Raw genomic sequence first — 25,371 nt, forward strand, 5'->3', positions numbered from 1 at the left:
GTCGCCGCGCGACCATGGAGGGCATGACGCACAAACTGCGCGCGGAGTACGGCCCGCAGGGGCCGGCCGGCGGGGTCAGGTCCTGGCACGTGGTGCGGGACGAGGACCCGTCGACGGCGCTCTGCGGCCGGACGATGCCCGACGACGCCGAGACGCGGCCCGAGCAGGAGTGGGGCACCGGGCTGCGCTGCTGCCAGCAGTGTGGTTCGCTCTACATGCACGAGACGCCGCACCTGCAGGGGAGCCATCCGTACAGCTAGGGAGCTCCCGGAGCTCTGGAGGTCGCCATGAAGCTGCACGACGAACTGCCGACCGTCGATCGCCGTCTCGCCCTGGTGTGGCGGGTCGGGGCGGCTGCGGGGGGGATCTTCCTGATCGTGTTCGGGATCCTGGGGCTGGCGGACCACCCTGGTTTCCTGGCCACCCACGGTGACCGGATCTCCGGGCTGTCCACCAACGGGGCGCTGAGCATCCTGTCCATCGTGGCGGGCGCGATCCTGGTGCTCGGGGCGGTGATCGGCGGCAACTTCGCGTCCAACCTCAACATGGTGGTCGGCGTGCTGTTCGTCCTGTCCGGCTTCTACGGACTGACGGTGCTCGGCCGGCCGGAGGCGAACATCCTCAACTTCCGGATGTCGAACGTGCTGTTCGCGTTCGTCTTCGGGATCGTCCTGACCACCTTCGGGATGTACGGCCGGGTGAGCAGCCACCTGCCGCACGACAACCCGTTCTGGCGCAAGCGGATCTCGGACGAGGAGGCGCTGCCGTCCGGGGCCGCGAAGACCTTCGTCAAGGTGATCAACCCGAACCGCGGGCGCACCCACCCGGTCGGCCACTGAGCCGTGACTCGCCCGCTCGCCTCCGGGGCGGGTGGACGGGCCGCCTATGCTCGGCGGCATGAGTGACATCGTCGAACTGGACCCCGAAGACAAGAAGATCATCACCCTGGCCCGCTCGGCCCGCGCCCGCAACGGCGTGGCCGAGGGGGCCGCGGTGCGTGACGAGACGGGCCGCACCTATGTGGCCGGGACGGTCGCGCTGCAGTCGCTGAGGCTGAGCGCCCTGCAGACGGCGGTGGCGATGGCGGTGGCCAGCGGCGCGAAGTCGCTGGAGGCGGCCGCCGTGGTGAGCGAGGCCGAGCAGCCGGCCGAGGCCGACCTGGCGGCCGTGCGGGACCTGGGCGGGGCCGGGACGCCGGTGCTGCTGGCCGGTCCCGACGGGGCGCTGCGGGTGTCGGCCGAGGCCCGCTGAGGGGCCGCTGCGGCGCTTGCCCCCATGCATTCAGCCGATAATCTCACCTGGGGAGTGGACTCGGTGAGGGGCTGGGGCATGGGGGCGTTGGCGTTCGTCGCCGGGCTGGTGCTGTTCGTGATGGGGATGGGGAAGTGGCAGGAGACCGGCACGGTCTACTGGCTCTGGGGCTCGCTCGCCTTCCTGGTGCTGCTGGTGCTGTTCTCCCTGGTCGGCCGGGGCGGCCGCAAGGCGTGAGCGGAGCGTGACGACCGGGCCGGGACGGCGGGGCTCCGGTGATCAGGGAGAATGGAGCCCATGAATGCCCCTTCCTCCTCGTACCGCTCCGGGTTCGCGTGCTTCGTCGGCCGTCCCAACGCGGGCAAGTCGACCCTGACCAACGCCCTGGTGGGGACGAAGGTCGCGATCACCTCCGACCGCCCGCAGACCACCCGGCACACCGTACGCGGCATCGTGCACCGCCCGGACGCCCAGCTCGTACTGGTCGACACCCCCGGTCTGCACAAGCCGCGCACCCTGCTCGGCGAGCGCCTCAACGACCTGGTGCGCACCACCTGGGCCGAGGTCGACGTGATCGGCTTCTGCCTGCCCGCCGACCAGAAGATCGGCCCCGGCGACAAGTTCATCGCCAAGGAGATCGCCGGGATCAAGAAGACCCCCAAGGTCGCCATCGTCACCAAGACCGACCTGGTCGACTCCAAGCGGCTGGCCGAGCAGCTCATCGCCATCCAGCAGCTCGGCGCCGAGCTGGGCTTCGAGTGGGCCGAGATCATCCCGGTCTCCGCCGTCGGCGACAAGCAGGTCGAGCTGGTCGCCGACCTGCTCACCAAGCTGCTGCCCGAGGGCGACCAGCTCTACCCCGAGGGCGACCTCACCGACGAGCCCGAGCAGATCATGGTCGCCGAGCTGATCCGCGAGGCGGCCCTGGAGGGCGTGCGGGACGAACTGCCGCACTCGCTGGCCGTCGTGGTCGAGGAGATGCTGCCCCGCGAGGGCCGACCCGCCGACCGCCCCCTCCTGGACATCCACGCCAACGTCTACATCGAGCGGCAGAGCCAGAAGGCGATCGTGATCGGCGCCAAGGGCGCGCGGCTCAAGCACGTCGGCACCACCGCCCGCAAGCACATCGAGGCGCTGCTCGGCACGCCGGTCTACCTGGACCTGCACGTCAAGGTGGCCAAGGACTGGCAGCGCGACCCCAAGCAGCTGCGCAAGCTCGGCTTCTGACGGGTTCCGCCTCCGCAGGGGAGTCGGGAAGCCCCGGGCCGCCCCGGGGCGGAGTCGCCGGTGCGGCGCGGGGGCCGGGGCGTGGTCCGAAGGACACGCACCTAGGCGCCCTCGCGCAGCACCAGTGAAACCAACTCCCGCTGGGAGTCCGTGAGCTTGGGGTCGGCGCAGTGCACCGTCCGCCCGTCGACGGTGATCTCGTAGTGGAAGCCGTCCGGCACGCCGTACGAGGGGGCGCGCAGCCCGCCCGCGACGGCTTCGCGGGCGAGCGCGTGGACGTGCGGGGCGTCCGTGCGGTCGACGGTGTCGAGCTCCGCGTGGCGGACGATTCCGGCAAGGCCGCCGGTCCGGGTCACCTGGATGCGCATGGTGTCCATGGTGCTACGCAGGGAAGGCTTTTGCGGCACTTTTCCCGGACCGTGACCTTAAGTGCGACTCAACCCGCTCTCAACCGGGACTGACGCCGACCTGGGCCCACGAGGCCGTCACGGTGTCCGCGATCGAGGACTGGTCGGGGTAACGGGCCTTGGCCGCGGCCACGGTGGCCCGGGCGAAGGCGGTGAAGTCGGCGCCGGCGGACAGTCCGCCGCCGGTCAGGGCGTCGTACCAGATCCGTCCGGCGCGGTCCCAGGCCTGGCCGCCGAGGGCGGTGGCCAGCAGGTAGAACGCGTGGTTGGGGATGCCGGAGTTGATGTGCACCCCGCCGTTGTCCCCGGTGGTGTTCACGTAGTCCCGCATGTGCGCGGGCTGCGGATCCTTGCCGAGCCGGGGGTCGTCGTAGGCGGTGCCGGGGGCCTTCATCGACCGCAGCGCCGCGCCCTGGATGCCGGGGGCGAGCAGCCCGGCGCCGATCAGCCAGTCGGCGTCCGCGGCGCTCTGGTGCAGCGCGTACTGCTTGACCAGCGAGCCGAAGACGTCCGAGACGGACTCGTTCAGCGCGCCGGGCTGGTCCCGGTAGTCCAGGTTGGCGGTGAACTGGGTGACGCCGTGGGTGAGTTCGTGGCCGATGACGTCGACGCAGGCGGTGAAGTCGCCGAAGATCTCGCCGTCGCCGTCGCCGAAGACCATCCGTTGGCCGTTCCAGAAGGCGTTGTCGTAGTTCCGGCCGTAGTGGACGCTGGCGTCCAGGCGCAGCCCGCGGCCGTCGATCGAGTCGCGGCCGAAGACCTCGGAGTACAGCGCGAAGGTGTCGCCGAGGCCGTCGTAGGCGTGGTTGACGGAGGCGTCGGCGACCGGGGCGTGGCCCTCGGTGCGGACGGTGCGCCCGGGCAGCCGCTGGCCGTGCCCGGCGTCGGAGATCACCCGGTTCAGCCCGGGGGCGCCGGCGGTCGGCGGGGGAGCGGCGAGGCGGGCCGCGCGGTGTGCGGTGTCGAGGGCGAGGGAGTGGACGGCGGGCTCGTGACCGGCCTCGGCGAGGCGGTCCAGGACGTACGGCGGGACGATCGCGCAGATCGGTACTGCTCCAGTCATGTTGCCCAGGGTGAGGCTTAGATGACCCTTTGTCACCAGGTTCGGCGTGACCGGTCGACGTCTCAAGGAGTGGAACGGAAGCCCGGATCACTTCGGGGGCGCGCGGCGCTGGGTTACGCTGGGTCCCATCATGCGCAACGGACTGCTTCTTCTTAGCTGCCGCGTCGAGGGCCTGTAGTCCACTGGGGCCGGCTCCCTCGCCGCGGGGAACGAGCTGTGCGCGGAATCGGCGATCCAAGGGCGTATCGCGAGCGGCAGCAGAGGCCGGCCAGTCGGTGTTGATCCCTCCCGACCCGCCTAAGCATCCACAGGAAGCCGAGAGTCACCTCCATGACCGAGCAGACCTCCGCCGCGTCCGTTCCCGCCGCTCGCGCCTTCGTCGACCGGCCGACCCCGATCACCGCCGCCTCCGTCCGCCAGCGGCCCTCGGGCATGCGGCACGGGCGCTACCTGCCGTTCGGCACCGTCGACCTGCCGGACCGCACCTGGCCGGACAAGGTGATCACCAAGGCGCCGCGCTGGCTCTCCACCGACCTGCGGGACGGCAACCAGGCGCTGATCGACCCGATGTCCCCGGCCCGCAAGCGGAAGATGTTCGACCTGCTGGTCGCCATGGGCTACAAGGAGATCGAGGTCGGCTTCCCGTCCTCCGGCGCCACCGACCACGCCTTCGTGCGGTCGCTGATCGAGGAGGGGGCGATCCCGGAGGACGTCACCATCTCGGTGCTGACCCAGGCCCGCGAGGAGCTGATCGAGAAGACCGTGGAGGCGCTGGTCGGCGCCCCGCGGGCGACCGTCCACCTGTACAACGCGACCGCGCCGCTGTTCCGCCGGGTGGTGTTCCGCAACGACAGGGCGGCCACCAAGGCCATCGCCGTGGACGGCACCCGGCTGGTGATGGAGTACGCGGAGAAGCTGCTGGGCGACGACACCGTCTTCGGCTACCAGTACTCGCCGGAGATCTTCGTGGACACCGAGCTGGACTTCGCGCTGGAGGTCTGCGAGGCGGTGATGGACGTCTGGCAGCCGGGCGAGGGCCGTGAGATCATCCTGAACCTGCCGGCCACCATCGAGCGGGCCACTCCGAACGTACAGGCCGACCAGTTCGAGTGGATGTCGCGCAACCTGTCCCGCCGCGAGTTCGTCTGCCTGTCGGTGCACCCGCACAACGACCGCGGCACCGCCGTCGCCTCCGCCGAACTGGCGTACATGGCGGGCGCCGACCGCATCGAGGGCTGCCTGTTCGGGCAGGGCGAGCGGACCGGCAACGTCGACCTGGTGACGCTGGGGATGAACCTGTTCTCCCAGGGCATCGACCCCCAGATCGACTTCTCCGACATCGACGAGGTGCGCCGCACCGCCGAGTACTGCAACCAGATGGAGGTGCACCCGCGCCACCCCTACGCCGGCGACCTGGTGTACACCTCCTTCTCCGGCTCGCACCAGGACGCGATCAAGAAGGGCTTCGAGGTCCTGGAGGCGGACGCGAGGGCGGCCGGGGTCCCGGTGGAGGAGCACACCTGGGGCGTGCCGTACCTGCCGATCGACCCGAAGGACGTCGGCCGCACCTACGAGGCGGTCATCCGGGTCAACAGCCAGTCCGGCAAGGGCGGGGTCGCGTACGTCCTGAAGAACGACCACAAGCTGGACCTGCCGCGCCGGATGCAGATCGAGTTCTCCCGGATCATCCAGGCCAAGACCGACGCCGAGGGCGGCGAGGTCACCCCGGCCGAGATCTGGCGCGTCTTCGAGGACGAGTACCTGCCCACCCCGGACAACCCGTGGGGCCGGCTGTCGCTGGCCGGCTCCCGCAGCCTGACCACCGAGGACGGCCGGGACGCGCTGACCGCCGAGGCCGTGGTGGACGGCGCCCCGGTGACCCTGTCCGGCACCGGCAACGGCCCGGTCTCGGCCTTCGCGGACGCGCTGGCCCGGATCGGCGTGGACGTACGGGTGCTGGACTACGCCGAGCACGCGCTGAGCGAGGGCGGCGACGCCCAGGCCGCCGCGTACGTGGAGTGCGCGGTGGACGGCAAGGTGCTGTGGGGCGTGGGCATCGACGGCAACACCGTGCTGGCCTCGCTGAAGGCGATGATCAGTGCCGTCAACCGCTCGCAGCGCGGCTGACTCGTACGGGTGGTACGCGAAGGGCCGTCCCCGCGGCGGCCCTTCGCCGTGCGCGACGCCGATTGTGGCCTGCGCCACACTTTTTCGGATCGGAAGCCGTTCGAGGTACTGACACGTGCCGGTAACCATGGCAACATCGATCCACCGGAGAGCCGGGGTCGGTGGGACGGCCCGGTGTCCGGACGCGTGACCTGTCCATAGTTGTGCAGGCCGCCTGCCATGTCTGGGGAGTGGCGCCGTGACCAGGTTGTGGGGTGTTCGCCCGAGGTGGCGGACTGACGTTCTCGGTGACTTCTTCTGCCCGGGCTGCGGCGGGGACCGCAACTACCGGCGGCAGCACGGCCGGCGGTGGCTGCGGCTGCTGGGGGCGCCCGTCCTCCCGCTCGGGCCGGTGATCGGCAGCGTGCAGTGCACCGGCTGCCACGGGCGCTACGGCGTCGAAGCGCTGGAGCAGCCCACCAGCGTGCGCCTCGGCGTGATGCTGCGGGACGCCCAGTACACCATCGCGCTGGCCCTGCTGGCGGCCGGCGGCACGGCCCACCGTGCGGCCCGCGAGGCGGCCTGCGCGGCGGTGCGCGAGGCCGGGTTCGAGGACTGCGGCGAGGCCCAGGTGCTGGCCGCGCTCGCCGCGCTGTCCGGGCTCGGCGGCGAGCTCCACGACGCCCACGAACTGGGGGCACCTCCCAAACAACGGCTGGGGGAGGCCGACGGCCTGGCCGTGGAGCTGCACGCGGTGCTCGAACCGCTCGCCCCGCACCTGGCCCAGCAGGGCCGGGAGCGGCTGCTGCTGCAGGGCGCCGCGATCGCCCTGGCGGACGGGCGCTACCTGCCGCAGGAGCGCGAGGCGCTGGCCGCGGTCGGGAACTGCCTGGGCCTGCCGAAGAGCCAGGTGCCGGCGCTGCTGGAGGCGGCGACCCGGGCCCCGTACGAGAACCTGTAAGGACCGGGCGCCGGGCGCCCGCGGACTTTCCGCATCCCCCACAAACGGGCCCGATCCCCCCTCCGGGCCCGCCGTGACCCGCACCGCAGTGGTCTCCCCCACGGCCCCCGGTGCGGGCAACACGGCTGTCCGTGGCCGTCCGGGGCCGTCCGCGGCTGTCCGTGGGTGTCGGTGGCTGGGGGACAATGGTTCCCATGAGTCTTTTCCGGGACGACGGCGTCGTGTTGCGGGCGCAGAAGCTCGGCGAGGCCGATCGGATCATCACCCTGCTGACCCGCCAGCACGGCAAGGTGCGCGCGGTGGCGCGCGGGGTGCGCAAGACCAAGTCCAAGTTCGGCGCCCGACTGGAGCCGTTCTCGCACGTCGACGTGCAGTTCTTCAGCCGGGGGAGCGAGCTGGTCGGCCGCGGGCTGCCGCTGTGCACCCAGGTGGAGACCATCGCCCCGTACGGGGGTTCGATCGTCACCGACTACGGCCGCTACACCGCCGGCACGGCGATGCTGGAGACGGCCGAGCGCTTCGCCGAGAACGAGGGCGAGCCGGCCGTCCAGCAGTACCTGCTGCTGGTGGGCGGGCTGCGCACGCTGGCGGCCGGGCTGCACGAGTCTCACCTGGTGCTGGACGCCTTCCTGCTGCGCTCGCTCGCGGTGAACGGGTACGGCGCGAGCTTCACCGACTGCGCCAAGTGCGGCCTGGACGGCCCGAACCGTTTCTTCTCGCTCCCCGCAGGGGGGGTGCTGTGCTCGGACTGCCGAGTGCCCGGATGTGCCGTACCCTCCCCTGAGACACTGGTACTGCTCGGGGCGCTGTTGTCAGGGGACTGGCGGACGGCCGACGCCTGCGAGCCGCGGTACTGGCGGGAGGGCAGCGGCCTGGTCGCGGCCTATCTGCAGTGGCACCTGGAGCGGGGCATCCGCTCGATGAGATACGTGGAGAAGTGAGCACATGGCAGCGCGACGGCTCTTCGGCGGCGGCAAGCAGCGGAACTACGTTCCCCCGACCCCGCACCCCAGCGGCGCACAGCCGCCGAAGATCCCCGGTGAGCTGGTCCCCGAGCACGTCGCCATCGTGATGGACGGCAACGGCCGCTGGGCCAAGGAGCGCGGGCTGCCGCGCACCGAGGGCCACAAGGTGGGCGAGTCCGTCGTGCTGGACGTCCTCAAGGGCGCGATCGAGCTCGGCGTCAAGAACATCTCGCTGTACGCGTTCTCCACCGAGAACTGGAAGCGTTCGCCCGACGAGGTGAAGTTCCTGATGAACTTCAACCGGGACGTCATCGCCCGCCGCCGGGACGAGATGGACGCGATGGGCGTGCGGATCCGCTGGGCGGGCCGGATGCCCAAGCTGTGGAAGAGCGTCGTCCAGGAGCTGCAGGTCGCCGAGGAGCAGACCAAGGGCAACGACGCCGTGACGCTCTACATGTGCGTCAACTACGGCGGCCGGGCCGAACTCGCCGACGCCGCACAGGCGATCGCCCGGGACGTCGCCGCCGGGAAGCTGGACCCGAAGAAGGTCAACGAGAAGACCCTCGCCCGCTACATGTACCACCCGGACATGCCGGACGTGGACCTGTTCCTGCGCCCCAGCGGCGAGCAGCGCACCTCCAACTTCCTGCTCTGGCAGTCCGCGTACGCCGAGTTCGTGTTCCAGGACGTGCTCTGGCCGGACTTCGACCGCCGCGACCTGTGGCGCGCCTGCGAGCAGTTCGCGATGCGCGACCGCCGCTTCGGCGGGGCGATCCCGAACGAGCTCCCCGCGCCCGGCGTGCTGCCCGCCCAGCGCTGACGGCCGTCCAGGCACCAGGAAGGGGCCCGCAGGAACGATTCCTGCGGGCCCCTTCCGTTCGTCCGTACCGGTTGCCCCGGGGCGGGTGTCAGTCCTTCTTCGCGCAGTCCGCGCAGGTGCCGAAGATCTCCAGGGTGTGGGCGATGTCGCTGAACCCGTGCTCGGCGGCGACCGCGTTGGCCCAGCGCTCGACCGCCGGGCCCTCGACCTCGACGGTGGCACCGCAGTGCCGGCAGACCAGGTGGTGGTGGTGCCCGCTGCTGCACCGGCGGTAGACGGCCTCGCCGTCGGCGGTGCGCAGCACGTCCACCTCACCGGCGTCGGCGAGCGACTGCAGGGTGCGGTAGACCGTGGTCAGACCGACGGAGTCCCCGCGGTGCTTGAGCAGGTCGTGGAGCTCCTGCGCGCTGCGGAAGTCCGCGATCTCGTCCAGGGCCGCCGAGACGGCGGCACGCTGCCGGGTCGAGCGGGCGCGCGGCGACGGGCCTGCGGTGGTCACCGTGGGTCCTCCTGGGGTCGTGGGCGTCACGCACCTCATTGTGCCAGCCCGGCCCGCCGCTCCGGGTTGGTCGCGTCGGAGGAAGTCCTTCCCGGGGCCTGGCCGGGGATCCGGCTCCGGGCGTCATCCGGGAGCCGGACGTCGCAGACCTGCGGTCCCGGCTCGGTGTCGCCGTGGCGGTGGCGGTGGCGGTGGCGGCGGCGGGCGAGCGGGGCGGCGATCACGCCGAACACCGCGAAGACCGCGATGGCGAGCAGCACGATGGCCGGGCCGGAGGGCACGTCGAGCTGGTAGGAGCCGGTGACGCCGGCCAGCGAGACCACCACGCCGAGCGCGATCGAGGCGGCCTGGGTGGCGGCGAAGGAGCGGGTGAGCTGCTGGGCGGCGACCACCGGGACCACCATCAGGGCGCTGACCAGCAGCAGCCCGACCACCCGCATGGCGACGGTGACGGTGACCGCGGCCATCACGGCGAGCAGCAGGTTGAGCGTGCGCACCGGCACGCCGGTGACCCTGGCGAAGTCCTCGTCCTGGCAGATCGCGAAGAGCTGGCGGCGCAGGCCGACGGTCACCGCGATGACCACGGTGCCGAGCACCGCGATGGTGACCAGGTCCTCCGGGGCGACGGTGAGGATCGAGCCCCACAGGTAGCTCTCCAGCGAGCCGGCTCCGGCCTGGGCGGACATCGAGACCAGCAGTTTGCCGCAGGCCATGCCGCCGTAGAAGAGCATCGCGAGGGCGATGTCGCCGCGCTGGTTGCCGCGCGAGCGGACGAGTTCCATGGTGACCGCGCCGAGCACGCAGACCAGCACGGCCATCCAGATCGGGCTGGTCCGGAAGACGAAGCCGAGGCCGACGCCGGTCATCGCGACGTGGCCCATGCCGTCGCCCATCAGGGCCTGGCGGCGCTGCACCAGGTAGATGCCGACGGCGGGGGCGGTGATCCCGACCAGCACGGCGGCGAGCAGGGCGCGCTGCATGAAGTCGTAGGAGAGCATCTCGGTCATGCGAGCAGCCTCGGCGGGGTGAGGTCGGCGTGGGGGTGGACGTGGTCGTGGCCGGGCAGCGCGTGCAGGCCGGTGTCGGGCACGGGCGGCCCGTCGTGCGCGACGCAGCCGTCCCGCAGCACCACGGCGCGGTCGATCAGCGGCTCCAGCGGCCCGAGTTCGTGCAGGACCAGCAGGACGGAGGCGCCGCGCCCGACCTCGGTGCGCAGGGTGTCGGCGAGCACCTGCTGGCTGGCGGCGTCCACGCCGGCCATCGGCTCGTCCATGATCAGCAGGTCGGGGGTGCCGACCAGGGCGCGGGCGATCAGCACCCGCTGCTGCTGGCCGCCGGACAGGTCGGCGACGCCGTCCCCGGCCCGGTCCAGCATGCCGACGGCGTCCAGTGCGCGGTCGACCGCGGCGCGGTCCCTGCGGCGGAAGGGCAGCAGCCGGTGCTGCGCCAGCCGCCCGGTGGAGACCACCTCGCGCACGGTGGCCGGGACGCCGGAGGCGGCGGTGGTGCGCTGCGGGACGTACCCGATCCGGTGCCAGGCGCGGAAGGAGTCGTACAGGGTGCCGAACAGCTCCAGGGTGCCCTGCTCCAGCGGCACGGAGCCGATCACGGCCTTGACGGTGGTCGACTTGCCGGAGCCGTTGGCGCCGAGCAGGGCGACGACCTCACCCGGTCGGACGGTGAGGTCGACGCCGCGCAGCACCGGTCGGCCGCCGCGCGAGGCGACGGCGCCACGGAGGCGGACGGCCGGGGGGATCGGGTCGGTCATGGTGGCGTGTCCCGTCAGCTCGCGGGGGTGGGGGTGGTGCCCGGCGCGCCGAGGGCGGCCCGGAGGTTGGCCAGGTTCTGCTTCATGACGGTGAGGTAGTCGTCCTTGGCGGGGTCCTTGACGCCCTCCAGCGGGTCCAGGACGGCGGTTTGGAGGCCGAGGTCCTTGGCGACGGTGTCGGCGAGCTTGGGGCTGACCAGGGTCTCGAAGAAGATCGTGGTGACGCCGTGGTCCTTGGCGGCCTTCTGCACCTCGGCGAGGCGGGCCGGGGTCGGCTCGGACTCCGGGTCGACGCCGTTGATCGCGACCTGGGTGAGGCCGTAGTGGTCGGCGAGGTAGCCGAAGGCGGCGTGGCTGGTGACGAAGGTCCTGGTCCTGGTGTCCTTCAGCCCGGCCCGGAACTCCTGGTCCAGGGCGGTGAGCCTGGTGACCAGCTCGTCGGTGTTCTTCCTGTAGTCCTCGGCGTGGGACGGGTCGGCCTTGGCGAAGCCGTCGCCGACGCTCTTGGCGATCGCGGCGTAGCGGGCCGGGTCGAGCCAGATGTGCGGGTCGCCGGCCGGGCCCTTGTCCTGGTGGCCGTCCCCGCCCCCGGTGCCCTCGTCCAGGTGGTGGTCGACCAGCGGACTGGCGGCGGTGGCGTCGACCTTCGCCTTGGCGGACGACTGGTCGACGGCCTGGTCGACGGTGGGCTGCAGGCCCTTGAGGTAGACGATCGCGTCGGCCTTCTGGACGCCGGCGACCTGCTTGGCGGTGAGCTCCAGGTCGTGCGGCTCGACGCCGGGCGCGGTGAGGTCGGTGACCGAGACGTGGTCCTTGCCGATCTGCTGGGCCAGGTACTCCATCGGGTAGAAGGAGGCGACGACGTTCAGCTTGCCGTCCGTGCCCTTGGCGCTGGTGCTTCCGCCGCAGGCCGTGAGTGCCAGAGAGGCCGCGAGGGCGGTGGTGGTCAGGGCGATGGTGGTGCGGGTCCGGCGTCCAGACAGTCCGATCATCATGACAATCATTCTCATCTGAATTGGAAATGATTGTCAAATCACTCGGACGGATGAACGGAGGGCGGTCGCGGTCGGAGGGGGCCGGGCGATACCGATTTGAACCCCGTACCCGTCTGGCCGGTAACCTGAGGTATTCGGGTACGCGCAACCAGCCGTGCCCTGACCGTGCCGTACGTACTGAAGAGAGCACTGTGGCCGCCGACAAGATCGACACGATCGTCAGCCTGAGCAAGCGCCGTGGCTTCGTCTACCCCTGCAGCGAGATCTACGGCGGCACGCGTGCCGCCTGGGACTACGGGCCGCTGGGCGTCGAGCTCAAGGAGAACATCAAGCGCCAGTGGTGGCGCGCGATGGTCCAGGCCCGTGAGGACGTCGTCGGACTCGACTCGTCGGTGATCCTGGCCCGCGAGGTCTGGGAGGCCTCCGGCCACGTCGCCACCTTCAACGACCCGCTGACCGAGTGCATGTCCTGCCACAAGCGCCACCGGGCCGACCACCTGGAGGAGAAGTACGAGGCCAAGCACGGCTTCCCGCCGCCGAACGGCCTCAAGGACGTCAACTGCCCCGACTGCGGCACCAAGGGCCAGTTCACCGAGCCCAAGGACTTCTCGGGCATGCTGAAGACCCACCTCGGCGTCACCGAGGAGGCCGCCGGCCTGGCGTACCTGCGCCCGGAGACCGCCCAGGGCATCTTCACCAACTTCAAGTCCGTCCAGAGCACTTCGCGCAGGAAGCCGCCGTTCGGCATCGCCCAGACCGGCAAGAGCTTCCGCAACGAGATCACCCCCGGCAACTTCATCTTCCGCACCCGCGAGTTCGAGCAGATGGAGATGGAGTTCTTCGTCAAGCCGGGCGAGGACGAGCAGTGGCACGAGTACTGGCTCCAGCAGCGCTGGGACTGGTACGTCGACCTGGGCCTGCGCACCGAGAACATGCGCTTCTTCGAGCACCCGAAGGAGAAGCTGTCCCACTACGCCAAGCGCACGGTGGACATCGAGTACCGCTTCAACTTCGGCGGCTCCGAGTTCTCCGAGCTGGAGGGCGTCGCCAACCGCACCGACTACGACCTGCGGGTGCACAGCGAGGCCTCCGGCCAGGACCTGAAGTACTTCGACCAGGAGTCCGGCGAGAAGTACTTCCCGTACGTCATCGAGCCGGCGGCCGGCCTCAACCGCGCCATGCTGGCCTTCCTGCTCGACGCCTACTTCGAGGACGAGGCGCCGAACGCCAAGGGCGTCATGGAGAAGCGCGTCGGCATGCGGCTCGACCCGCGCCTGGCCCCGGTCAAGGTCGCCGTCCTGCCCCTGTCGCGCAACGCCGACCTCTCCCCGAAGGCCCGCGGCCTGGCCGCCGACCTGCGCGCCGCGTGGAACGTCGAGTTCGACGACGCGGGCGCGATCGGCAAGCGCTACCGCCGCCAGGACGAGATCGGCACGCCGTTCTGCGTGACGGTCGACTTCGACACCCTTGAGGACAACGCGGTGACCGTTCGCGACCGCGACTCCATGTCGCAGGAGCGCGTGTCGCTGGACCAGGTGAAGGGCTACCTGGCGGCCCGCCTGATCGGCTGCTGAGTCCGGAGCTCCGGGAGCCCCCGGCCGCCTCTTCCGTGGAGGCGGCCGGGGGCTCCCTGCTTTCGGCGGGCTCCCTGTGCTCGGCGGGCTTCAGCGTCGGCCCCAGCGGGACCGCTGGGCGCCCGGCGGGGTGGTCGGCAGTCCGGCGCTGCGCAGGGCGGCCAGGGTGGTGCGGTGGCGGGAGCCGTCGGCGAGCAGCGCGCCCAGCAGCTGCCCGTAGAGGTCCGGGCGGCCGTCCAACGCGGAAGCCAGCCGCACCAGTTCGAGCGGCGGGCGCAGGGTGGCCAGCTCGTGCAGCAGCAGGCTGGCCAGCGCGGGCGGCAGCTCCGTGGCGAGGTCGGCGAGGTCGCCGGTCGGGCGCCCGGCGGCCTGTCGCAGCAGGGCCCGGACGTCGGCGGGGCGGCCGTGCTGCTGGAGGTGGGCGGTGAGGGAGGTCAGCTCCGGCGTCGGGGCCGAGCCCCACTCCCAGAGCAGGGTGGCGCAGTCGGCGTGCTGGCCGGCCCGCTCCAGCGCGGTGAGCAGGGCCGGGACGGCGGGTGCCGGGTAGGTCCAGAACGCGTGGAACAGTTCGGCGGCCTCCTCGGCCAGGCCCAGTTCGCGCAGCTCCGTCAGCACGGCGACCGCGTGGTCCGGGGTGCCGTCGGCGGCGGTGCGGGCCAGGTGGAGCGAGGCGCCGGTCGGGCCGTGCCGGGAGAGCAACCCGGCCAGTAACGCCGCGTCGGCGGGGTCGAGGCGGGCGGCGGCCTGGTCCAGCAGCTCCTCGGCTTCGGGGATGGCACCGCGCCGGTGGAGGCCGGCGATCCGCTCGGTGAGCGTGCCGAGGTCGGGCCGGGCGGGCGGCGGTGGTGGGGGCGGCGGGGTGTGGCGGGGGTGCGGGTACGGCGGTTGGGGGTGCGGTGGGGGATGGGGGTGCTGCCGCTGTCTGAGGCCGGCCTCCAACTCGTTCAGCTCGTCGCTCAGTTGGAGGCATCGTGCGCCCAGGCCCTCGCGGAGGGTGCGGGCCTGGGCGAGTTGCCGCAGCAGGTCGCCGTCCGGGCGCCGGCGCCCGGGGGCCGCCCGTATCGCCTCGTTCAGCCGCCGTTCGCGTTGGCCCGCGTAGCGGCTCGCACTGAGCAACTCATCCAGTTCTGCGCGGAGTTCGGCGGACCGTTGCTCGCCCTCCGGCTGCTGGCCTGCGGATTCTTCCGTCGACCGCATGCGCATGATCGCCCCAACCTGTCCATCTGAACCCTGACTGCGGGCCATCCTGGCGTCGGAATGTGGCGAAGGAGTTACGGCAGCACGACCAGTCGGGCCCGAGTGGTGTCAAGGAGCTTGCAGGGGGGCGGCCGTTGCGTGAAGTGCGCCGGTTGCGCGCTCCTCGGCAGGGTCGCCCCCGTGGCGCGTCGCGGCACGGCACTGCGGCACGGCACGGTGACCGGCCTCAGCCGGCCAGCCGTGCCCGCGCCTCCATCAGGGCGAAGCCGAGCAGGTTCGATCCCCGCCACTCCAGCGGGCGTTCGGCCCGGATGTCGTCCGCGGCGAGCCCGATGCCCCAGATCCGGTCCAGCGGGCTGGCCTCGACCAGGACGCGCCCGCCAGTGCTCAGCAGGTACTCCCGCAGGGCCTCGTCCTGGCCGAACTTGGCGACGTTCCCCTCGACCACCAGGTCGAACCGGCCCGCCACCCAGGTCTCGTCGTCGAAGCCCCTGACCAGTCGGCCCAGCTTCTTCGCCTCGGCGGGCGTGCGGGCCCCCAGCACCCGCTGCTCGATGTCCTCGTCGCCGAACATCCGGGCCTTCCCGGCCATCATCCAGTGCTCGGCGGAGGCGTACGTCACCCCGTCGACGGTGAACTGCCCGGGCCACCACTGGCTCAGGCACTCGTGCCGCACCGCGCCGCCCCTGCGGACGGTGTGCCCCCAGAACATCACCCACTTCGGCCGCGCCCCGGTGGCCATCAGGGCCGCCAGCTCCTCGCGGTCGCGGACGTCGGCGAAGTCCCCCACATGCTGCTCGCTCATAATCGTCATTCTGACACAAAGGGTCGGACGCCCGCCAACCCTTTGCCGGCGGGGGTTCCGGTGATGTCGCCGCTCAGGTCTGCGGGGCGGCGGGGCTCCCGTTCTCGGCCGCGACCAACTCCAGGAAGCGAAGCCCGAGTTCGGTCACCTCCTGCGGTGTCCAGTCCTGCGCCGGCCCTTGCAGGCTCACCTCGGCCATGGCGAGGCCGGGGGCGGTGTCGGTCCACTCCAGGAACCAGGTCCTCTCCTGCTCGGCGAGGGCGAGGGCGGCGGCGTTCAGGGCCTTCGCGGAGTGCGGCAGCCAGAGCTGGAACTCGTGGGTGGGCGGCGCGGCCGGGTGGACGCGGGCGCCGGGGAGGGCGGCCAGGGCGGGTATGAGTGCCGCGGCGTGGGCGGTGTAGCCGGCGAGCCGGGGGAGTTCGGTGTCCAGCCCGGAGAGCGCGGAGAGGGCGGCCGGCCACTGCTGGTAGAGCTGCCCGCCGTAGCGGTGGCGCCAGGTGCGGGCGTAGGCGGTGAGGGCCTTGTCCCCGGCCAGGGCGGCGCCGCTGATGCCGCCGAGGTCCTTGTAGAAGGAGACGTAGACGCTGTCGGCGAGCGCGGCGATCTCGTCGAGCCGTTTGCCGAAGTGGGCCGTGGTGTTCCAGAGCCGGGCGCCGTCGAAGTGCACCCGGGCGCCGAAGTCCCGGGCCGCGGCGGTGAGTTCCGTCAGCTCGTCCCAGGTGGGGAGCAGGTAGCCCGGGTCCCGCAGGGGGAGTTCGACCACCAGGGTGCCGAAGGGCTCGCCGAGGGCGCGGAGTTCCTCCGGCGTCGGCTGGCGCTGTTCGGTGGTGGGCCAGAGGCCGCGCAGGCCGGTGAGCTGGGTGTGGGCGTGGCGCTCGTGCCGCTCGATGTGGCTGAGCGGGTGGAGGGCGACGGCCCGGTTGCCGGTCCGCTCGGCGTGGTAGCGCAGGGCCACCTGCTGGGCCATGGTGCCGGTGGGGAAGAGAACCGCGTCCTCCGTGCCGAGGAGCGCGGCGGTGCGCTCCTCCAGCTCGCCGACCGGGCCGCCGTCGCCGTAGAAGTCGGGGCGGACGTCCGGCTCGATCGCGGCGATGAGGGCGGTGAGCCGCTCGTGGACGGTGAGGGGGCGGCTGCCGGAGAGCAGGCGGGTGCAGGCCCGGCGGGCGGCCCGGAAGCGGTCCCAGTCGATCTGGTCATCGGTCATCCGGTGATTGTCGGGCTCGGAAGGGACCGCGGGCCACCGCATTTCCTACGGCGGGCTGTCCCTCACCCGGCAGATCGCCTCCCGGAACCGTCGGGCCGTCAGGGCCGGGCCGGCAGCCAGCCGCTCTGGACCGCCCGCACCCCGAACTCGAAGCGGCTGCGCGCCCCGAGCCGGTCCATCAGCTCCGTCGCCACCCGCCGGGCCGTGCGCGGCGACACCCCCAGCCGCTTGGCGATCGCGTCGTCCGTCAGGCCCTGGGCCAACAGCCGTACCACGGTGGTCTCCTGAGCGCTGAGGGCGCCGTCCTCCTTCGTCGCGGCCGTCGCTCCGCCCAGCGGCTGCGCCTGCACCCAGACGTGTTCGAACAGGGCGCACAGCGCCATCAGGGTGCCGTGTCCGGTCAGCACCACGGCGCCGGCGCGGGTGTCCTCCCCGCTGACCGGGATCAGCGCGGCCTTCCGGTCGAAGATGATCATCCGGGTGGGCAGCTCCGGCATCGTGCGCACCTGCCCGCCCAGCTCCGCCAGCCACTCCACGTACGCCACCGTCGGCAGGCTGTTGCGCACGCTGTCCTGGTACACCGTCCGCATCCGTACGCCCCGGGCCAGCAGCGCCCGGTCGTGTGGGCGCGATGCCTCGATGCTGGCCGGGCTGTGTCCGCCGCCGGGCGCGAAGGTCATGATCTCGGTCGTCAACCCGCCCGCCAGCGAGGCGATCCGGTCCCTGATCTGGTCGAGTCCGACCAGCTGCTCCACCCCGGCGTGCGCGGTGGCCGGCTTCAGGTCCGCGTACTCCGCGATCAGTTGGGCCGCCGCCGCGCGGGAGGCCTCGATCCGCAGCTGCTGGGCCGCGAGTTCGGCCTGCTGCCGGGCCATCAACAGCTCCATGCCCACCTCGGGCGGCACGGCCCGCAGTTCGCCCTCGCGCTCGTAGGAGGCGCGCAGCAGGGAGAGCTGGCTCAGCAGGTCGAGGCTGCGGCGGATCTCGTCCTCGCCGTGTCCGAGCCGCTGGGCCAGCGCCCGTACCCCGTCGCCGGGATGCGCCAGCATGGTGCGGTAAACGGACTCCGAGACGGCATCCAGCCCAAGCGCCGCGAGCATGCCCGTTCCCCCTGTGTGTAAAGCGTGACCACTGCGCACGCGATCATTCCACACGGTGTTCGACCGGGCCAGGACGGCCGGTGGACGGTTCCGGACAGCGGCCGGAACCGTCCGCGTTGCCCCCCTATGCTGGGATGCCGCCGGTTCGGCAGAGTCCGTCCCATGTACCTGATCCATGCCGAACTCCGAGCCCCCGCCCGCGGCGCAGCCCTGGGGGCGGACCTCGCCCGGGCCCTGCTGGCCGCTGCCCTGCCCGCCGAGCGCATCGAGCACATCGTCGTGCACGAGGACACCGGCCCCGGCGCCGTGCTCGGGGTCTACGTGGTCGCCGAGCGGCTCGCCGAGGCCGAATCCGCCGTCACGGGCTTCTGCCGCCGCGCGCTGCCGACCCTCCCGGCCTCCGGGGGGTGGACGGTCGGGCGCGTCGGGGCTCCGCTGGTGGCGCCGTTCTACGAGCGCCTGCTGTCCGGAAGCGGCCCGGCTGGACGGAATCGGTCACTGCCGTTTCCGTCCATCTGAAAGCCCTTCCACCCGCCCTGAGCTGCGACGAAAGTAGTACCCGTCAGCCGGGAGCACGACCCGGAGGACACGGTGGAGCGTCAACCGCGGGACGCGAGACCGGCCGTACCCGCCCTTCGTTCCAGCTCCCGAAAGGTTTCCCCACCATGCTGCGCACCTCCCTCGCCAAGGCCGCCGCGGTCACCGCCCTCGCCCTCACCGCCCTGCTCCCGCTCGCGGGCCAGGCGTCCGCCAACACCATCTGGGACGCCCCCAGCGCTTCCGCCCCGGCGAACACCATCTGGGACGCCCCCAGCGCTTCCGCCCCGGCGAACACCATCTGGGACTGACGGCCCGGGTCCCGCAGACCCGCCGCTGTTCCCACCGCGCGGCCCCAGGCCCGCCCGCTCCACCCCGCGCCGCCCAGGCCACCCGACCGCTGCTCCTGCAGGGCAGCCGTCCCGCCGGGCGCCCGCCCCACCGACTTCCGCGCCGACCACCGGTGTCCGCGCGAGCACCACCCCCGGACCCTCCGCGCCGTCAGGACTCACTCCGCCATGCCTTCGTCCAAGCTGTCCAAGCTCACCCGTATCGCCCTCGCCGCCTCCATCGCCGCCTCCGGCGCGATAGCCGCGACCGCCTTCACCACCACCGTCGCCAGCGCGGCCACCACGTCCACCGTGGGCGGCCAGATCAGCCGGTCCGAGATCCTCTCCCGCGCCCAGTACTGGTTCAACCAGAACCCCGGCCTGACGTACAACCAGGGCGGGACGTTCCGCGACTCCAGCGGCCGCAGCTACCGCACGGACTGCTCCGGTTACGTCTCCATGGCCTGGCACCTGGGCTACAGCGCCAACACCCAGTCGCTCTGGGACAGCGAGAGCTACGAGATCCCGCGCAGTGACCTGCGCCCGGGCGACATCCTCGACAGCTACTACAACCACGTCATCCTGTTCGAGAAGTGGGACGACGACGCCCGCACCACCTTCTCCTACTACTCCTTCGGCTCCACCCCGGTGAAGCACCGCACCGGCGTCTCCATCAACGGCGCCCTCGACTCGCACCCCAACAGCGAGTACCACGCCCGCCGTTACCGGAACGTCGTCGAGGACGTCAGCGTCTCCCCGTCCTCGCTGCCCGCCGGCACCCTGGTCAAGTCCCCGAACGGCCCGTCCGTCAAGGTCATCATCAACGGCGCGGGCGTGCCGGTGGCCGGCTCCGACGTCGCGGCCGACGGCTACGACCTCAACAAGATCGTGACCGTGGACGACGGCGCGTTCAATGCCCTGCCCACCGTCCCGCCGCCGGGCACCGTGGTGCACGACCAGGCCGGCGGCTCCGCCCGGTACGTCGTGGTGGGCGGCGCGGCCCTGCCGATCTCCGGCAACGACTGGACCGCCGACGGCTACAACACCCGCTCCGACATGGGCGTGCCCACCTCCTGGCTGCAGGGCGCCGTCGGCAGCACCCTGTCCACCGGGCTCGTGGTGATGGACCAGTCCGGTGCCGACCCGGGCCGGTACGTGATGGTCAACGGCATCGCCCTGCACATCTCCGCCGACGAGTGGACCGCCGACGGCTACGACAAGCAGACCCTGATGGGCGTGCCCGGTGACTGGCTGAAGAACGCCGCCGCCGGCTCGCTGGCCTCCGGCACCGTGGTGATGGACCAGTCCGGCGGCGACCCGGCCCGCTACGTGATGGTCAACGGCGCCGCCCTGCACATCTCCGCCGACGAGTGGACCGCCGACGGCTACAACCTCCGGCCCCTGATGGGCGTGCCCGGCCAGTGGCTGAACGCCGCCGCCGGCAAGGCCCCCCTCAACGGCACCGTCGTCAAGGACGAGGCCGGCGGCCCGGCCCGCTACGTCGTGGTCGGCGGCGCCGCCGTGCAGATCTCCGCCGACGAGTGGACCGCCGACGGCTACGACAAGCAGCCCGTCCTGGGCGTGCCCGGCGCCTGGCTGGGCACCGCCGCCGCCAAGAGCCCCGCCGACGGCACCGTCCTGGCGGACGCCGCGGGCACCGACCCGGGCCGCTACGTGATGGTCGGCGGCGCCGCCGTCCACATCTCCGGCGCCGAGTGGACCGCCGACGGATACAACGGCAAGCCGCTCGCCGCGGCCCCCGGCAGCCTGCTCGGCCCCCTCAGCAGGAAGAGCGTCGCCGACGGCACCCTGATCAAGGGCCAGGCCGGCAACGACCCCAGCGTCTACGTCGTCGTCAACAACTCCGCCCTGCCCCTGACCGGCGCCGAGTTCACCACCTCCTACGCCAACCAGCCCGTGCAGGGCGCCCCGGAGGAGTGGGAGGCCGCCCAGGTCGCCCGCCCGCTCGCCAACGGGACCGTGGTCAAGAACGTCAACGGCACCGACCCGAACGTCTACGTCATGGCCGGCGGCATGGCCGTCCTCCTCAGCGGCGCCGACTACACCGGCTACGGCTACGACAAGCTCCCGCTGCGCGCCGTCCCCGGCACCTGGGAGCAGGCCGCCGCCGCCAAGGCCGCCCCGGCCGACGGCACCCTGATCCAGTCCTCCGACAGCGCCACCGTCTGGCAGGTCGTCGGCGGCAGCAAGAAGGCAGCCGCGGCCGGCAGCTACAACGCCGCCGACGTGGTGAAGGTCCCCACCGCGCTGACCGCGAAGCTCCCCACCGTCACCGCCTGAGCCGCCGTGACCACCTGATCCACTCCGCCGCCACCCGGGCGGCCCGGCCGAGCCGCTCCGGCCGGGCCGCCCGGCCCTCCTCGACCACCGACCCGCGCCCGCACTCCAGGGGGTTCCGCCACCATGACCGCCGCCGCCCGCAAGAAGCCCGTACTCGCAGCCGCCACCGTCCTGCTCGGCCTCGCCGCCCCGCTCGTCCCCGGCACCGGCCAGGCCTCCGCGGCCTCCGTGGCCAGCTGGGACCAGGTCGCCCAGTGCGAGAGCAGCGGCAACTGGAGCATCAACACCCACAACGGCTACTACGGCGGCCTCCAGTTCACGCCGAGCACCTGGCTCGCCTATGGCGGCGCCCAGTACGCGCCCTACGCCAACCAGGCCACCAAGCAGCAGCAGATCCTGATCGGCGAGAAGGTCCTGGCCGGCCAGGGCCCCACCGCCTGGGCCGCCAAGTGCCGCGGGCCGCTGCTCAACGACCACGCCGACCCGTACCCGGCCACCAGCTCCTACCCCGACCCGGCCTCGCTGCCCACCGGCACCCTGGTCAAGTCCCCGGCCGGCCCGGACGTCAGGGTCCTGATCAACGGCGCGGGCGTGCCGGTCGCCGGTTCCGACGTCGCGCCCGACGGCTACGACCTCGGCAAGGTCGTCACCGTCGACGACGCCCGCTTCAACGCCCTGCCCACCACCCCGCCGCCGGGCACCGTGGTGCACGACCAGGCCGGCGGCGCCGCCCGCTACGTGGTGGTGGCCGGAGTCGCGCTGCGGATCTCCGCCGCGGACTGGACGGCCGCCGGTTACGACACCCGGGCCGACCTCGGGGTGCCCAGCGCCTGGCTGCAGGGCGCCGCCGGAGCCACCCTCCCGACCGGGCTCGTCGTCCACGACCAGGCCGGCGGCGCCGCCCGCTACGTCATCGTCGACGGCGCCGCCCTGCCGATCTCCGGCGCCGAGTGGACCGCCGACGGCTACAACACCCGTGCCGACATGGGCGTGCCGGGCGGCTGGCTGGCCACCGCCGTGAGCGCCACCCTGCCCACCGGCACCGTCGTCACCGGCCAGGGCGGCACCGATCCCGCGATCTACGTCATGGTCAACGGCACCGCCCTGCACATCTCCGCCGACGAGTGGACCGCCGACGGTTACGACAAGCGGTCCCTGATGGGAGTCCCCGAGGCCTGGCTGCAGGGAGCCGCCGCCAAGCCACTGCGCAACGGCACCGTCGTCAAGGACGCCTCCGGCGCGGACGCCACGGTCTACGTGATGGCCGGCGGCACGGCCGTCCCGCTCACCGGCGCCGACTACACCGGCCTCGGCTACGACACCCAGTCCCTGATGGGCGTGCCCGGCGGCTGGCTCGGCGCCGCCGCGGCCAAGACCGTCCCCGCCGACGGCACCCTGCTGCTCTCGCCCGACGCCCCCACCGTGTGGCGGGTCGTCGGTGGTGGCAAGCAGGCGGCCGCGGCCGGCAGCTACAACGCCGCCGAGGTGGTGAAGGTCCCCGCCGCGCTGACCGCCAAGCTCCCCACCGTCACCGGCTGACCATCCGCCGCCCGCCCGTGACGCGTGCCCGGTACGGACCTTCCGTACCGGGCACGCGGTGTTCCGGCCGCGCGGCCGTGGCCGCGTCGGGGCGGCGGGTGGGGCACGGGGTGGTCGCGGGCGGCCGTCAGGATCCCGCGACGGCGCTCGCCGCGGGTGCGCCGAAGCGGGCGAGGTAGTGCCACACCTTCTTGACCGCCTGCGGGTCGTGCCGGCCGGTCTCGGCAGCGGCGCCGACGATGCGCGGATCGAGCAGACCGTCCACGGCGATCTCCGCGCCCAGGTCGACGAACTCCCGTCCGCGGTAGTCGGGATGCCGCCGGAGCTCCTGGACGGTGAGCCGGAATCCGGGGTGCCACTCCACCGGGCAGGGGAGGCGGCGGGCCGCCTCCTCGACGGCCGTGCCCCGGTAGCAGGGGTCCAGCACCAGGGCCTCGATGTCCTGGGAGATCCGGACCGGGCCGTGGACCTGGGCCTCGATGTAGTCGTCGAGGGTGTCCTGGCGGTCGGCCAGGGCGAGTTCGACGAGCCGCATGCGCGCCGCGGTGCCGAAGTCCGTCGGCTCCAGGAAGCTGTCCGGGTAGCAGAAGGTGGTGCGCTCCAGCGCGTGGGCGGCGAGCCGGAAGTGGGCGGAGCCGAAGCGCGGCGCGGCGCCGACCGGTTTGCGGCGGTAGTCCAGTGCCCCGTAGGCGGGCCGCTCGGCGGGCGCCGCCTCGTCGTAGGCACGGTTGAAGATCCGGCTCTCCCACCGCCACCGGTCCCCGCCGGGGTGGGCGGTCAGGCCGCCGTTGCTCGTGCCGGTGGCGAACTGGGAGAGGTAGACGCCGTCCTCGGCGAGGGCGTCCAGGATCGGCCTGCCGTGGGAGGAGCGGTCCGGGTGGAAGTTGAGGGTCACCCGCAGGGTCGGGTCGACGGGCGGGCCCGAGGACAGGGCGGCCACGTGGTCGATGGCCCGCTGCTGCGGCGTCCGGACGGCTTCGGTGGTCATGCGGGTAGTGTCCCCCGGGCCGACCGGCCGCTGCACGCGGGTTTCCGCTCCTCCGCGCAAGCCCCGGCGCCCGCCCGGTGTGCGTCCCCGGAAGCGGTATGCGCAGGAGCGGTGTGCTCAGGAGTGGTGCTTGTACAGCTCCCCGGCGATCAGGCCGTCGTCGCCGTGGTGCATGGAGGCGCTGGTGTAGGTGTAGCGGATCCGGGCGGCCTGGGCGGTCCGGTGCTGCTCGATCAGCAGGCCCTCGCTCTCGCCCGCCCAGCGTCGGCGGGTCCGCTCCCGGCGCACCAGGAACAGGGTGGTGCCGACGATGGTGGCCACGAGGGCGACCAGGAACACGAGAACGAAGCCCACGGGATCCCCTTCCTCCGGGCCTGATCACTGCACGAACCAGCCCGGTGCGGTACGGGCTGCGGCGGCTCGGCAGGATGAAGTAGCTTGAAGCGCATGGCAGATGAGAGTCCAGGGGCCGCCCCCGGAGTCACTCCCCGACCCTTCCGCGGCGCCGTGCCCGCCCTGATGTTCTCCCAGGGCGTCAGTGTGGCGGGCACCCAGGTCACGGCGCTGGCCCTGCCCACGCTGGCGATCCTCCTGCTGGACGCCGGGCCGCTGGCGGCCTCGCTGGTCTTCGCCCTGGAGTACGGGATCCAGGGGTTGACCGGGCCGTTCGCCGGGGTGCTGGTCGACCGGGTCGCCTCCCGCCGGCGTCTGCTGATCGCGGTGGACGCCGTCCAGCTGCTGCTGATCGCCACCGTCCCGCTGGCCCACGCCGCCGGTGCGCTGACACTGGCCCAGCTGTGCGCGGTCGCGGCCGTCTCCGGTGCGCTGGGCGGGGTCTCCGCCATCGCGGTGCCGACCGTGGTGGCGGACTTCGTGCCCAGGGGCGGCCTGGTGGCGGTCAACGCCAAGCTGGCCGGGGCCCGTTCGGTCGGCCAGATCGCCGGGCCCGGGCTGGCGGCCGCCCTGGTGCAGGCGGTGGGCGCGTCCGCCGCGATGGTGGCGGACGCGGTCAGCTACGGGCTGTCCGCGCTGGCCATGAGCCTCCTCCGGCTCCGGCGGGACGAGGAGCGGGAGCGGTCGGCCGCGCGCCCCGGGATCGCCGAGTCACTGCGGGAGGGGATCGACGTCCTGCGTGACCAGCCGCTGCTGGCTCGGCTCGCCGTCGCCGCGGCTGCCCTCAACCTCGGCGGGGCCGGGCTCGGCGGCCTCTTCGCGTACTTCGCCTACCAGGTCGTCGACCTGGGCCCCGGTGAACTCGGGCTGACCCAGGGCGTCTACAGCATCGCCGCGGTGACGGCCGTGTCCACCGGCAAGCGGGTCATCCGGCGTGTCGGCCTGACCAGGGTGGTCCCGGTCTTCGGCCCGCTCGCCGCCGGCGCCCTGTTCCTGATCCCGCTGGCCTCGTTCGGGGCCGCGCTCCCGGTGCTGATCGCCTACCAGCTGGTGTTCGGCTTCTGCGCGACGGTCTGGGGCGTCAGTTGGGTGACCCTGCAGCAACAGCTCTCCCCGACCCGGCAGTTGGGGAGGGTGCTGGGGCTGTCCCGGTCGGTCGGCCAACTCGTCGTGCCGGTCGGCGCGTTGTTGGGCGGCGCACTGGCCGGTGCGGTCGGCACCACCGGGGCGCTGGCGGTCTTCGCCTCGATCGCCCTGGCCGGCACCCTCACGGTGGTCGCCACCCGACCCCGGCCGGTCCTGCCCGGGGCCAGTGGGGCGTGAGCTGCCCGAAGGGTGGTCC

General features: G+C 72.5%; 27 protein-coding genes. 15 read left to right on the plus strand and 12 right to left on the minus strand.

From position 1 onward, the window contains the following. The first annotated feature begins 23 nt into the window (after positions 1 to 23). Genes ACFV1W_RS07805 through era form a run of 5 tightly spaced genes read left to right on the plus strand, consistent with a single transcriptional unit; the run spans position 24 to position 2,478 of the window. Positions 24 to 260: a hypothetical protein gene (locus tag ACFV1W_RS07805; RefSeq protein ID WP_380414098.1), complete on the plus strand. Its 237-nt coding sequence runs from the start codon at positions 24 to 26 to the stop codon at positions 258 to 260. Between the two features lie 27 nt (positions 261 to 287). Then, positions 288 to 839: a DUF4383 domain-containing protein gene (locus tag ACFV1W_RS07810; protein ID WP_380414100.1), complete on the plus strand. Its 552-nt coding sequence runs from the start codon at positions 288 to 290 to the stop codon at positions 837 to 839. 58 nt (positions 840 to 897) lie between these two features. Further along, positions 898 to 1,251: a cytidine deaminase gene (locus ACFV1W_RS07815; RefSeq protein WP_380414102.1), complete on the plus strand. Its 354-nt coding sequence runs from the start codon at positions 898 to 900 to the stop codon at positions 1,249 to 1,251. 54 nt (positions 1,252 to 1,305) lie between these two features. Then, complete coding sequence (locus ACFV1W_RS07820) at positions 1,306 to 1,488, plus strand: hypothetical protein (RefSeq protein ID WP_380414104.1); 183 nt, start codon at positions 1,306 to 1,308, stop codon at positions 1,486 to 1,488. A 60-nt stretch (positions 1,489 to 1,548) separates the two neighbouring features. Next, on the plus strand, positions 1,549 to 2,478 hold the full coding sequence (era, locus tag ACFV1W_RS07825) for a GTPase Era (RefSeq protein ID WP_380414106.1): 930 nt from the start codon (positions 1,549 to 1,551) through the stop codon (positions 2,476 to 2,478). Positions 2,479 to 2,579: 101 nt separating this feature from the next. Here the strand turns inward: era and ACFV1W_RS07830 are convergent, their stop codons facing one another. After that, a complete protein-coding gene (locus ACFV1W_RS07830; RefSeq protein WP_030290773.1) occupies positions 2,580 to 2,846 on the minus strand; it encodes a protealysin inhibitor emfourin in 267 nt (88 codons plus the stop codon). A 79-nt stretch (positions 2,847 to 2,925) separates the two neighbouring features. Continuing rightward, positions 2,926 to 3,948, minus strand: coding sequence for a M4 family metallopeptidase (locus tag ACFV1W_RS07835; protein ID WP_380414108.1), 1,023 nt, complete (start codon positions 3,946 to 3,948; stop codon positions 2,926 to 2,928). A gap of 330 nt (positions 3,949 to 4,278) precedes the next feature. Here ACFV1W_RS07835 and leuA point away from each other — a divergent pair, with 330 nt between their 5' ends. The 4 genes from leuA to ACFV1W_RS07855 all read left to right on the plus strand — a co-directional run bounded on the left by leuA (position 4,279) and on the right by ACFV1W_RS07855 (position 8,800). Then, positions 4,279 to 6,075 (plus strand): 2-isopropylmalate synthase, encoded by a 1,797-nt coding sequence (gene leuA / locus ACFV1W_RS07840; RefSeq protein ID WP_380414110.1) that lies wholly within the window; start codon positions 4,279 to 4,281, stop codon positions 6,073 to 6,075. A 238-nt stretch (positions 6,076 to 6,313) separates the two neighbouring features. After that, positions 6,314 to 7,015 carry a TerB family tellurite resistance protein gene (locus ACFV1W_RS07845; protein WP_380414112.1) on the plus strand — a complete coding sequence of 234 codons (702 nt, stop codon included), beginning with the start codon at positions 6,314 to 6,316 and terminating at the stop codon, positions 7,013 to 7,015. Between the two features lie 194 nt (positions 7,016 to 7,209). After that, positions 7,210 to 7,956 (plus strand): DNA repair protein RecO, encoded by a 747-nt coding sequence (gene recO, locus ACFV1W_RS07850; RefSeq protein ID WP_380414114.1) that lies wholly within the window; start codon positions 7,210 to 7,212, stop codon positions 7,954 to 7,956. A gap of 4 nt (positions 7,957 to 7,960) precedes the next feature. Beyond that, positions 7,961 to 8,800, plus strand: coding sequence for an isoprenyl transferase (locus ACFV1W_RS07855; protein ID WP_380414116.1), 840 nt, complete (start codon positions 7,961 to 7,963; stop codon positions 8,798 to 8,800). Between the two features lie 88 nt (positions 8,801 to 8,888). Here the strand turns inward: ACFV1W_RS07855 and ACFV1W_RS07860 are convergent, their stop codons facing one another. The 4 genes from ACFV1W_RS07860 to ACFV1W_RS07875 are packed head-to-tail and all read right to left on the minus strand — an operon-like array spanning position 8,889 to position 12,059. Then, positions 8,889 to 9,299, minus strand: coding sequence for a Fur family transcriptional regulator (locus ACFV1W_RS07860; RefSeq protein WP_030290780.1), 411 nt, complete (start codon positions 9,297 to 9,299; stop codon positions 8,889 to 8,891). Positions 9,300 to 9,334: 35 nt separating this feature from the next. Continuing rightward, positions 9,335 to 10,306 carry a metal ABC transporter permease gene (locus tag ACFV1W_RS07865; RefSeq protein ID WP_380414118.1) on the minus strand — a complete coding sequence of 324 codons (972 nt, stop codon included), beginning with the start codon at positions 10,304 to 10,306 and terminating at the stop codon, positions 9,335 to 9,337. Further along, positions 10,303 to 11,067, minus strand: a complete 765-nt coding sequence (locus ACFV1W_RS07870) for a metal ABC transporter ATP-binding protein (protein ID WP_380414120.1) — start codon at positions 11,065 to 11,067, stop codon at positions 10,303 to 10,305. Before ACFV1W_RS07870 ends, ACFV1W_RS07865 begins: the two co-directional genes overlap by 4 nt. Before the next feature lie 14 nt (positions 11,068 to 11,081). Beyond that, entirely contained in the window at positions 11,082 to 12,059 is a 978-nt protein-coding gene (locus tag ACFV1W_RS07875; RefSeq protein ID WP_380414219.1) for a metal ABC transporter substrate-binding protein, read from the minus strand. Between the two features lie 194 nt (positions 12,060 to 12,253). Between ACFV1W_RS07875 and ACFV1W_RS07880 the strand changes: the two genes are divergently transcribed. Then, positions 12,254 to 13,636, plus strand: coding sequence for a glycine--tRNA ligase (locus ACFV1W_RS07880; RefSeq protein ID WP_380414122.1), 1,383 nt, complete (start codon positions 12,254 to 12,256; stop codon positions 13,634 to 13,636). Between the two features lie 90 nt (positions 13,637 to 13,726). Here ACFV1W_RS07880 and ACFV1W_RS07885 read toward each other — a convergent pair whose 3' ends face one another. The 4 genes from ACFV1W_RS07885 to ACFV1W_RS07900 form a co-directional block, all read right to left on the minus strand. Then, positions 13,727 to 14,833 carry a hypothetical protein gene (locus tag ACFV1W_RS07885; protein WP_380414124.1) on the minus strand — a complete coding sequence of 369 codons (1,107 nt, stop codon included), beginning with the start codon at positions 14,831 to 14,833 and terminating at the stop codon, positions 13,727 to 13,729. A 226-nt stretch (positions 14,834 to 15,059) separates the two neighbouring features. Further along, the gene (locus ACFV1W_RS07890) at positions 15,060 to 15,638 is read right to left on the minus strand and encodes an NADAR family protein (RefSeq protein WP_380414125.1); all 579 of its coding nucleotides are present in this window, start codon (positions 15,636 to 15,638) and stop codon (positions 15,060 to 15,062) included. A 73-nt stretch (positions 15,639 to 15,711) separates the two neighbouring features. Then, a complete protein-coding gene (locus ACFV1W_RS07895; RefSeq protein WP_380414126.1) occupies positions 15,712 to 16,842 on the minus strand; it encodes a threonine aldolase family protein in 1,131 nt (376 codons plus the stop codon). Between the two features lie 98 nt (positions 16,843 to 16,940). Further along, the gene (locus tag ACFV1W_RS07900; protein ID WP_380414127.1) at positions 16,941 to 17,942 is read right to left on the minus strand and encodes a LuxR C-terminal-related transcriptional regulator; all 1,002 of its coding nucleotides are present in this window, start codon (positions 17,940 to 17,942) and stop codon (positions 16,941 to 16,943) included. A 162-nt stretch (positions 17,943 to 18,104) separates the two neighbouring features. Between ACFV1W_RS07900 and ACFV1W_RS07905 the strand changes: the two genes are divergently transcribed. The 4 genes from ACFV1W_RS07905 to ACFV1W_RS07920 all read left to right on the plus strand — a co-directional run bounded on the left by ACFV1W_RS07905 (position 18,105) and on the right by ACFV1W_RS07920 (position 22,648). Beyond that, on the plus strand, positions 18,105 to 18,461 hold the full coding sequence (locus tag ACFV1W_RS07905) for a hypothetical protein (RefSeq protein WP_380414129.1): 357 nt from the start codon (positions 18,105 to 18,107) through the stop codon (positions 18,459 to 18,461). A 146-nt stretch (positions 18,462 to 18,607) separates the two neighbouring features. Then, on the plus strand, positions 18,608 to 18,790 hold the full coding sequence (locus ACFV1W_RS07910; protein ID WP_380414130.1) for a hypothetical protein: 183 nt from the start codon (positions 18,608 to 18,610) through the stop codon (positions 18,788 to 18,790). A gap of 207 nt (positions 18,791 to 18,997) precedes the next feature. Then, positions 18,998 to 21,109: a hypothetical protein gene (locus ACFV1W_RS07915; protein ID WP_380414131.1), complete on the plus strand. Its 2,112-nt coding sequence runs from the start codon at positions 18,998 to 19,000 to the stop codon at positions 21,107 to 21,109. 123 nt (positions 21,110 to 21,232) lie between these two features. Continuing rightward, positions 21,233 to 22,648: a transglycosylase family protein gene (locus ACFV1W_RS07920; protein WP_380414133.1), complete on the plus strand. Its 1,416-nt coding sequence runs from the start codon at positions 21,233 to 21,235 to the stop codon at positions 22,646 to 22,648. A gap of 127 nt (positions 22,649 to 22,775) precedes the next feature. Here the strand turns inward: ACFV1W_RS07920 and ACFV1W_RS07925 are convergent, their stop codons facing one another. Further along, positions 22,776 to 23,636 (minus strand): DUF3626 domain-containing protein, encoded by an 861-nt coding sequence (locus ACFV1W_RS07925; RefSeq protein ID WP_380414135.1) that lies wholly within the window; start codon positions 23,634 to 23,636, stop codon positions 22,776 to 22,778. Between the two features lie 117 nt (positions 23,637 to 23,753). Further along, positions 23,754 to 23,990, minus strand: coding sequence for a hypothetical protein (locus tag ACFV1W_RS07930; RefSeq protein WP_380414136.1), 237 nt, complete (start codon positions 23,988 to 23,990; stop codon positions 23,754 to 23,756). Positions 23,991 to 24,083: 93 nt separating this feature from the next. Between ACFV1W_RS07930 and ACFV1W_RS07935 the strand changes: the two genes are divergently transcribed. Then, positions 24,084 to 25,352, plus strand: coding sequence for an MFS transporter (locus ACFV1W_RS07935; RefSeq protein ID WP_380414138.1), 1,269 nt, complete (start codon positions 24,084 to 24,086; stop codon positions 25,350 to 25,352). Positions 25,353 to 25,371 lie beyond the last annotated feature (19 nt).

It is taken from the genome of Kitasatospora sp. NPDC059648 (assembly GCF_042734825.1).
Lineage (GTDB): Bacteria > Actinomycetota > Actinomycetes > Streptomycetales > Streptomycetaceae > Kitasatospora.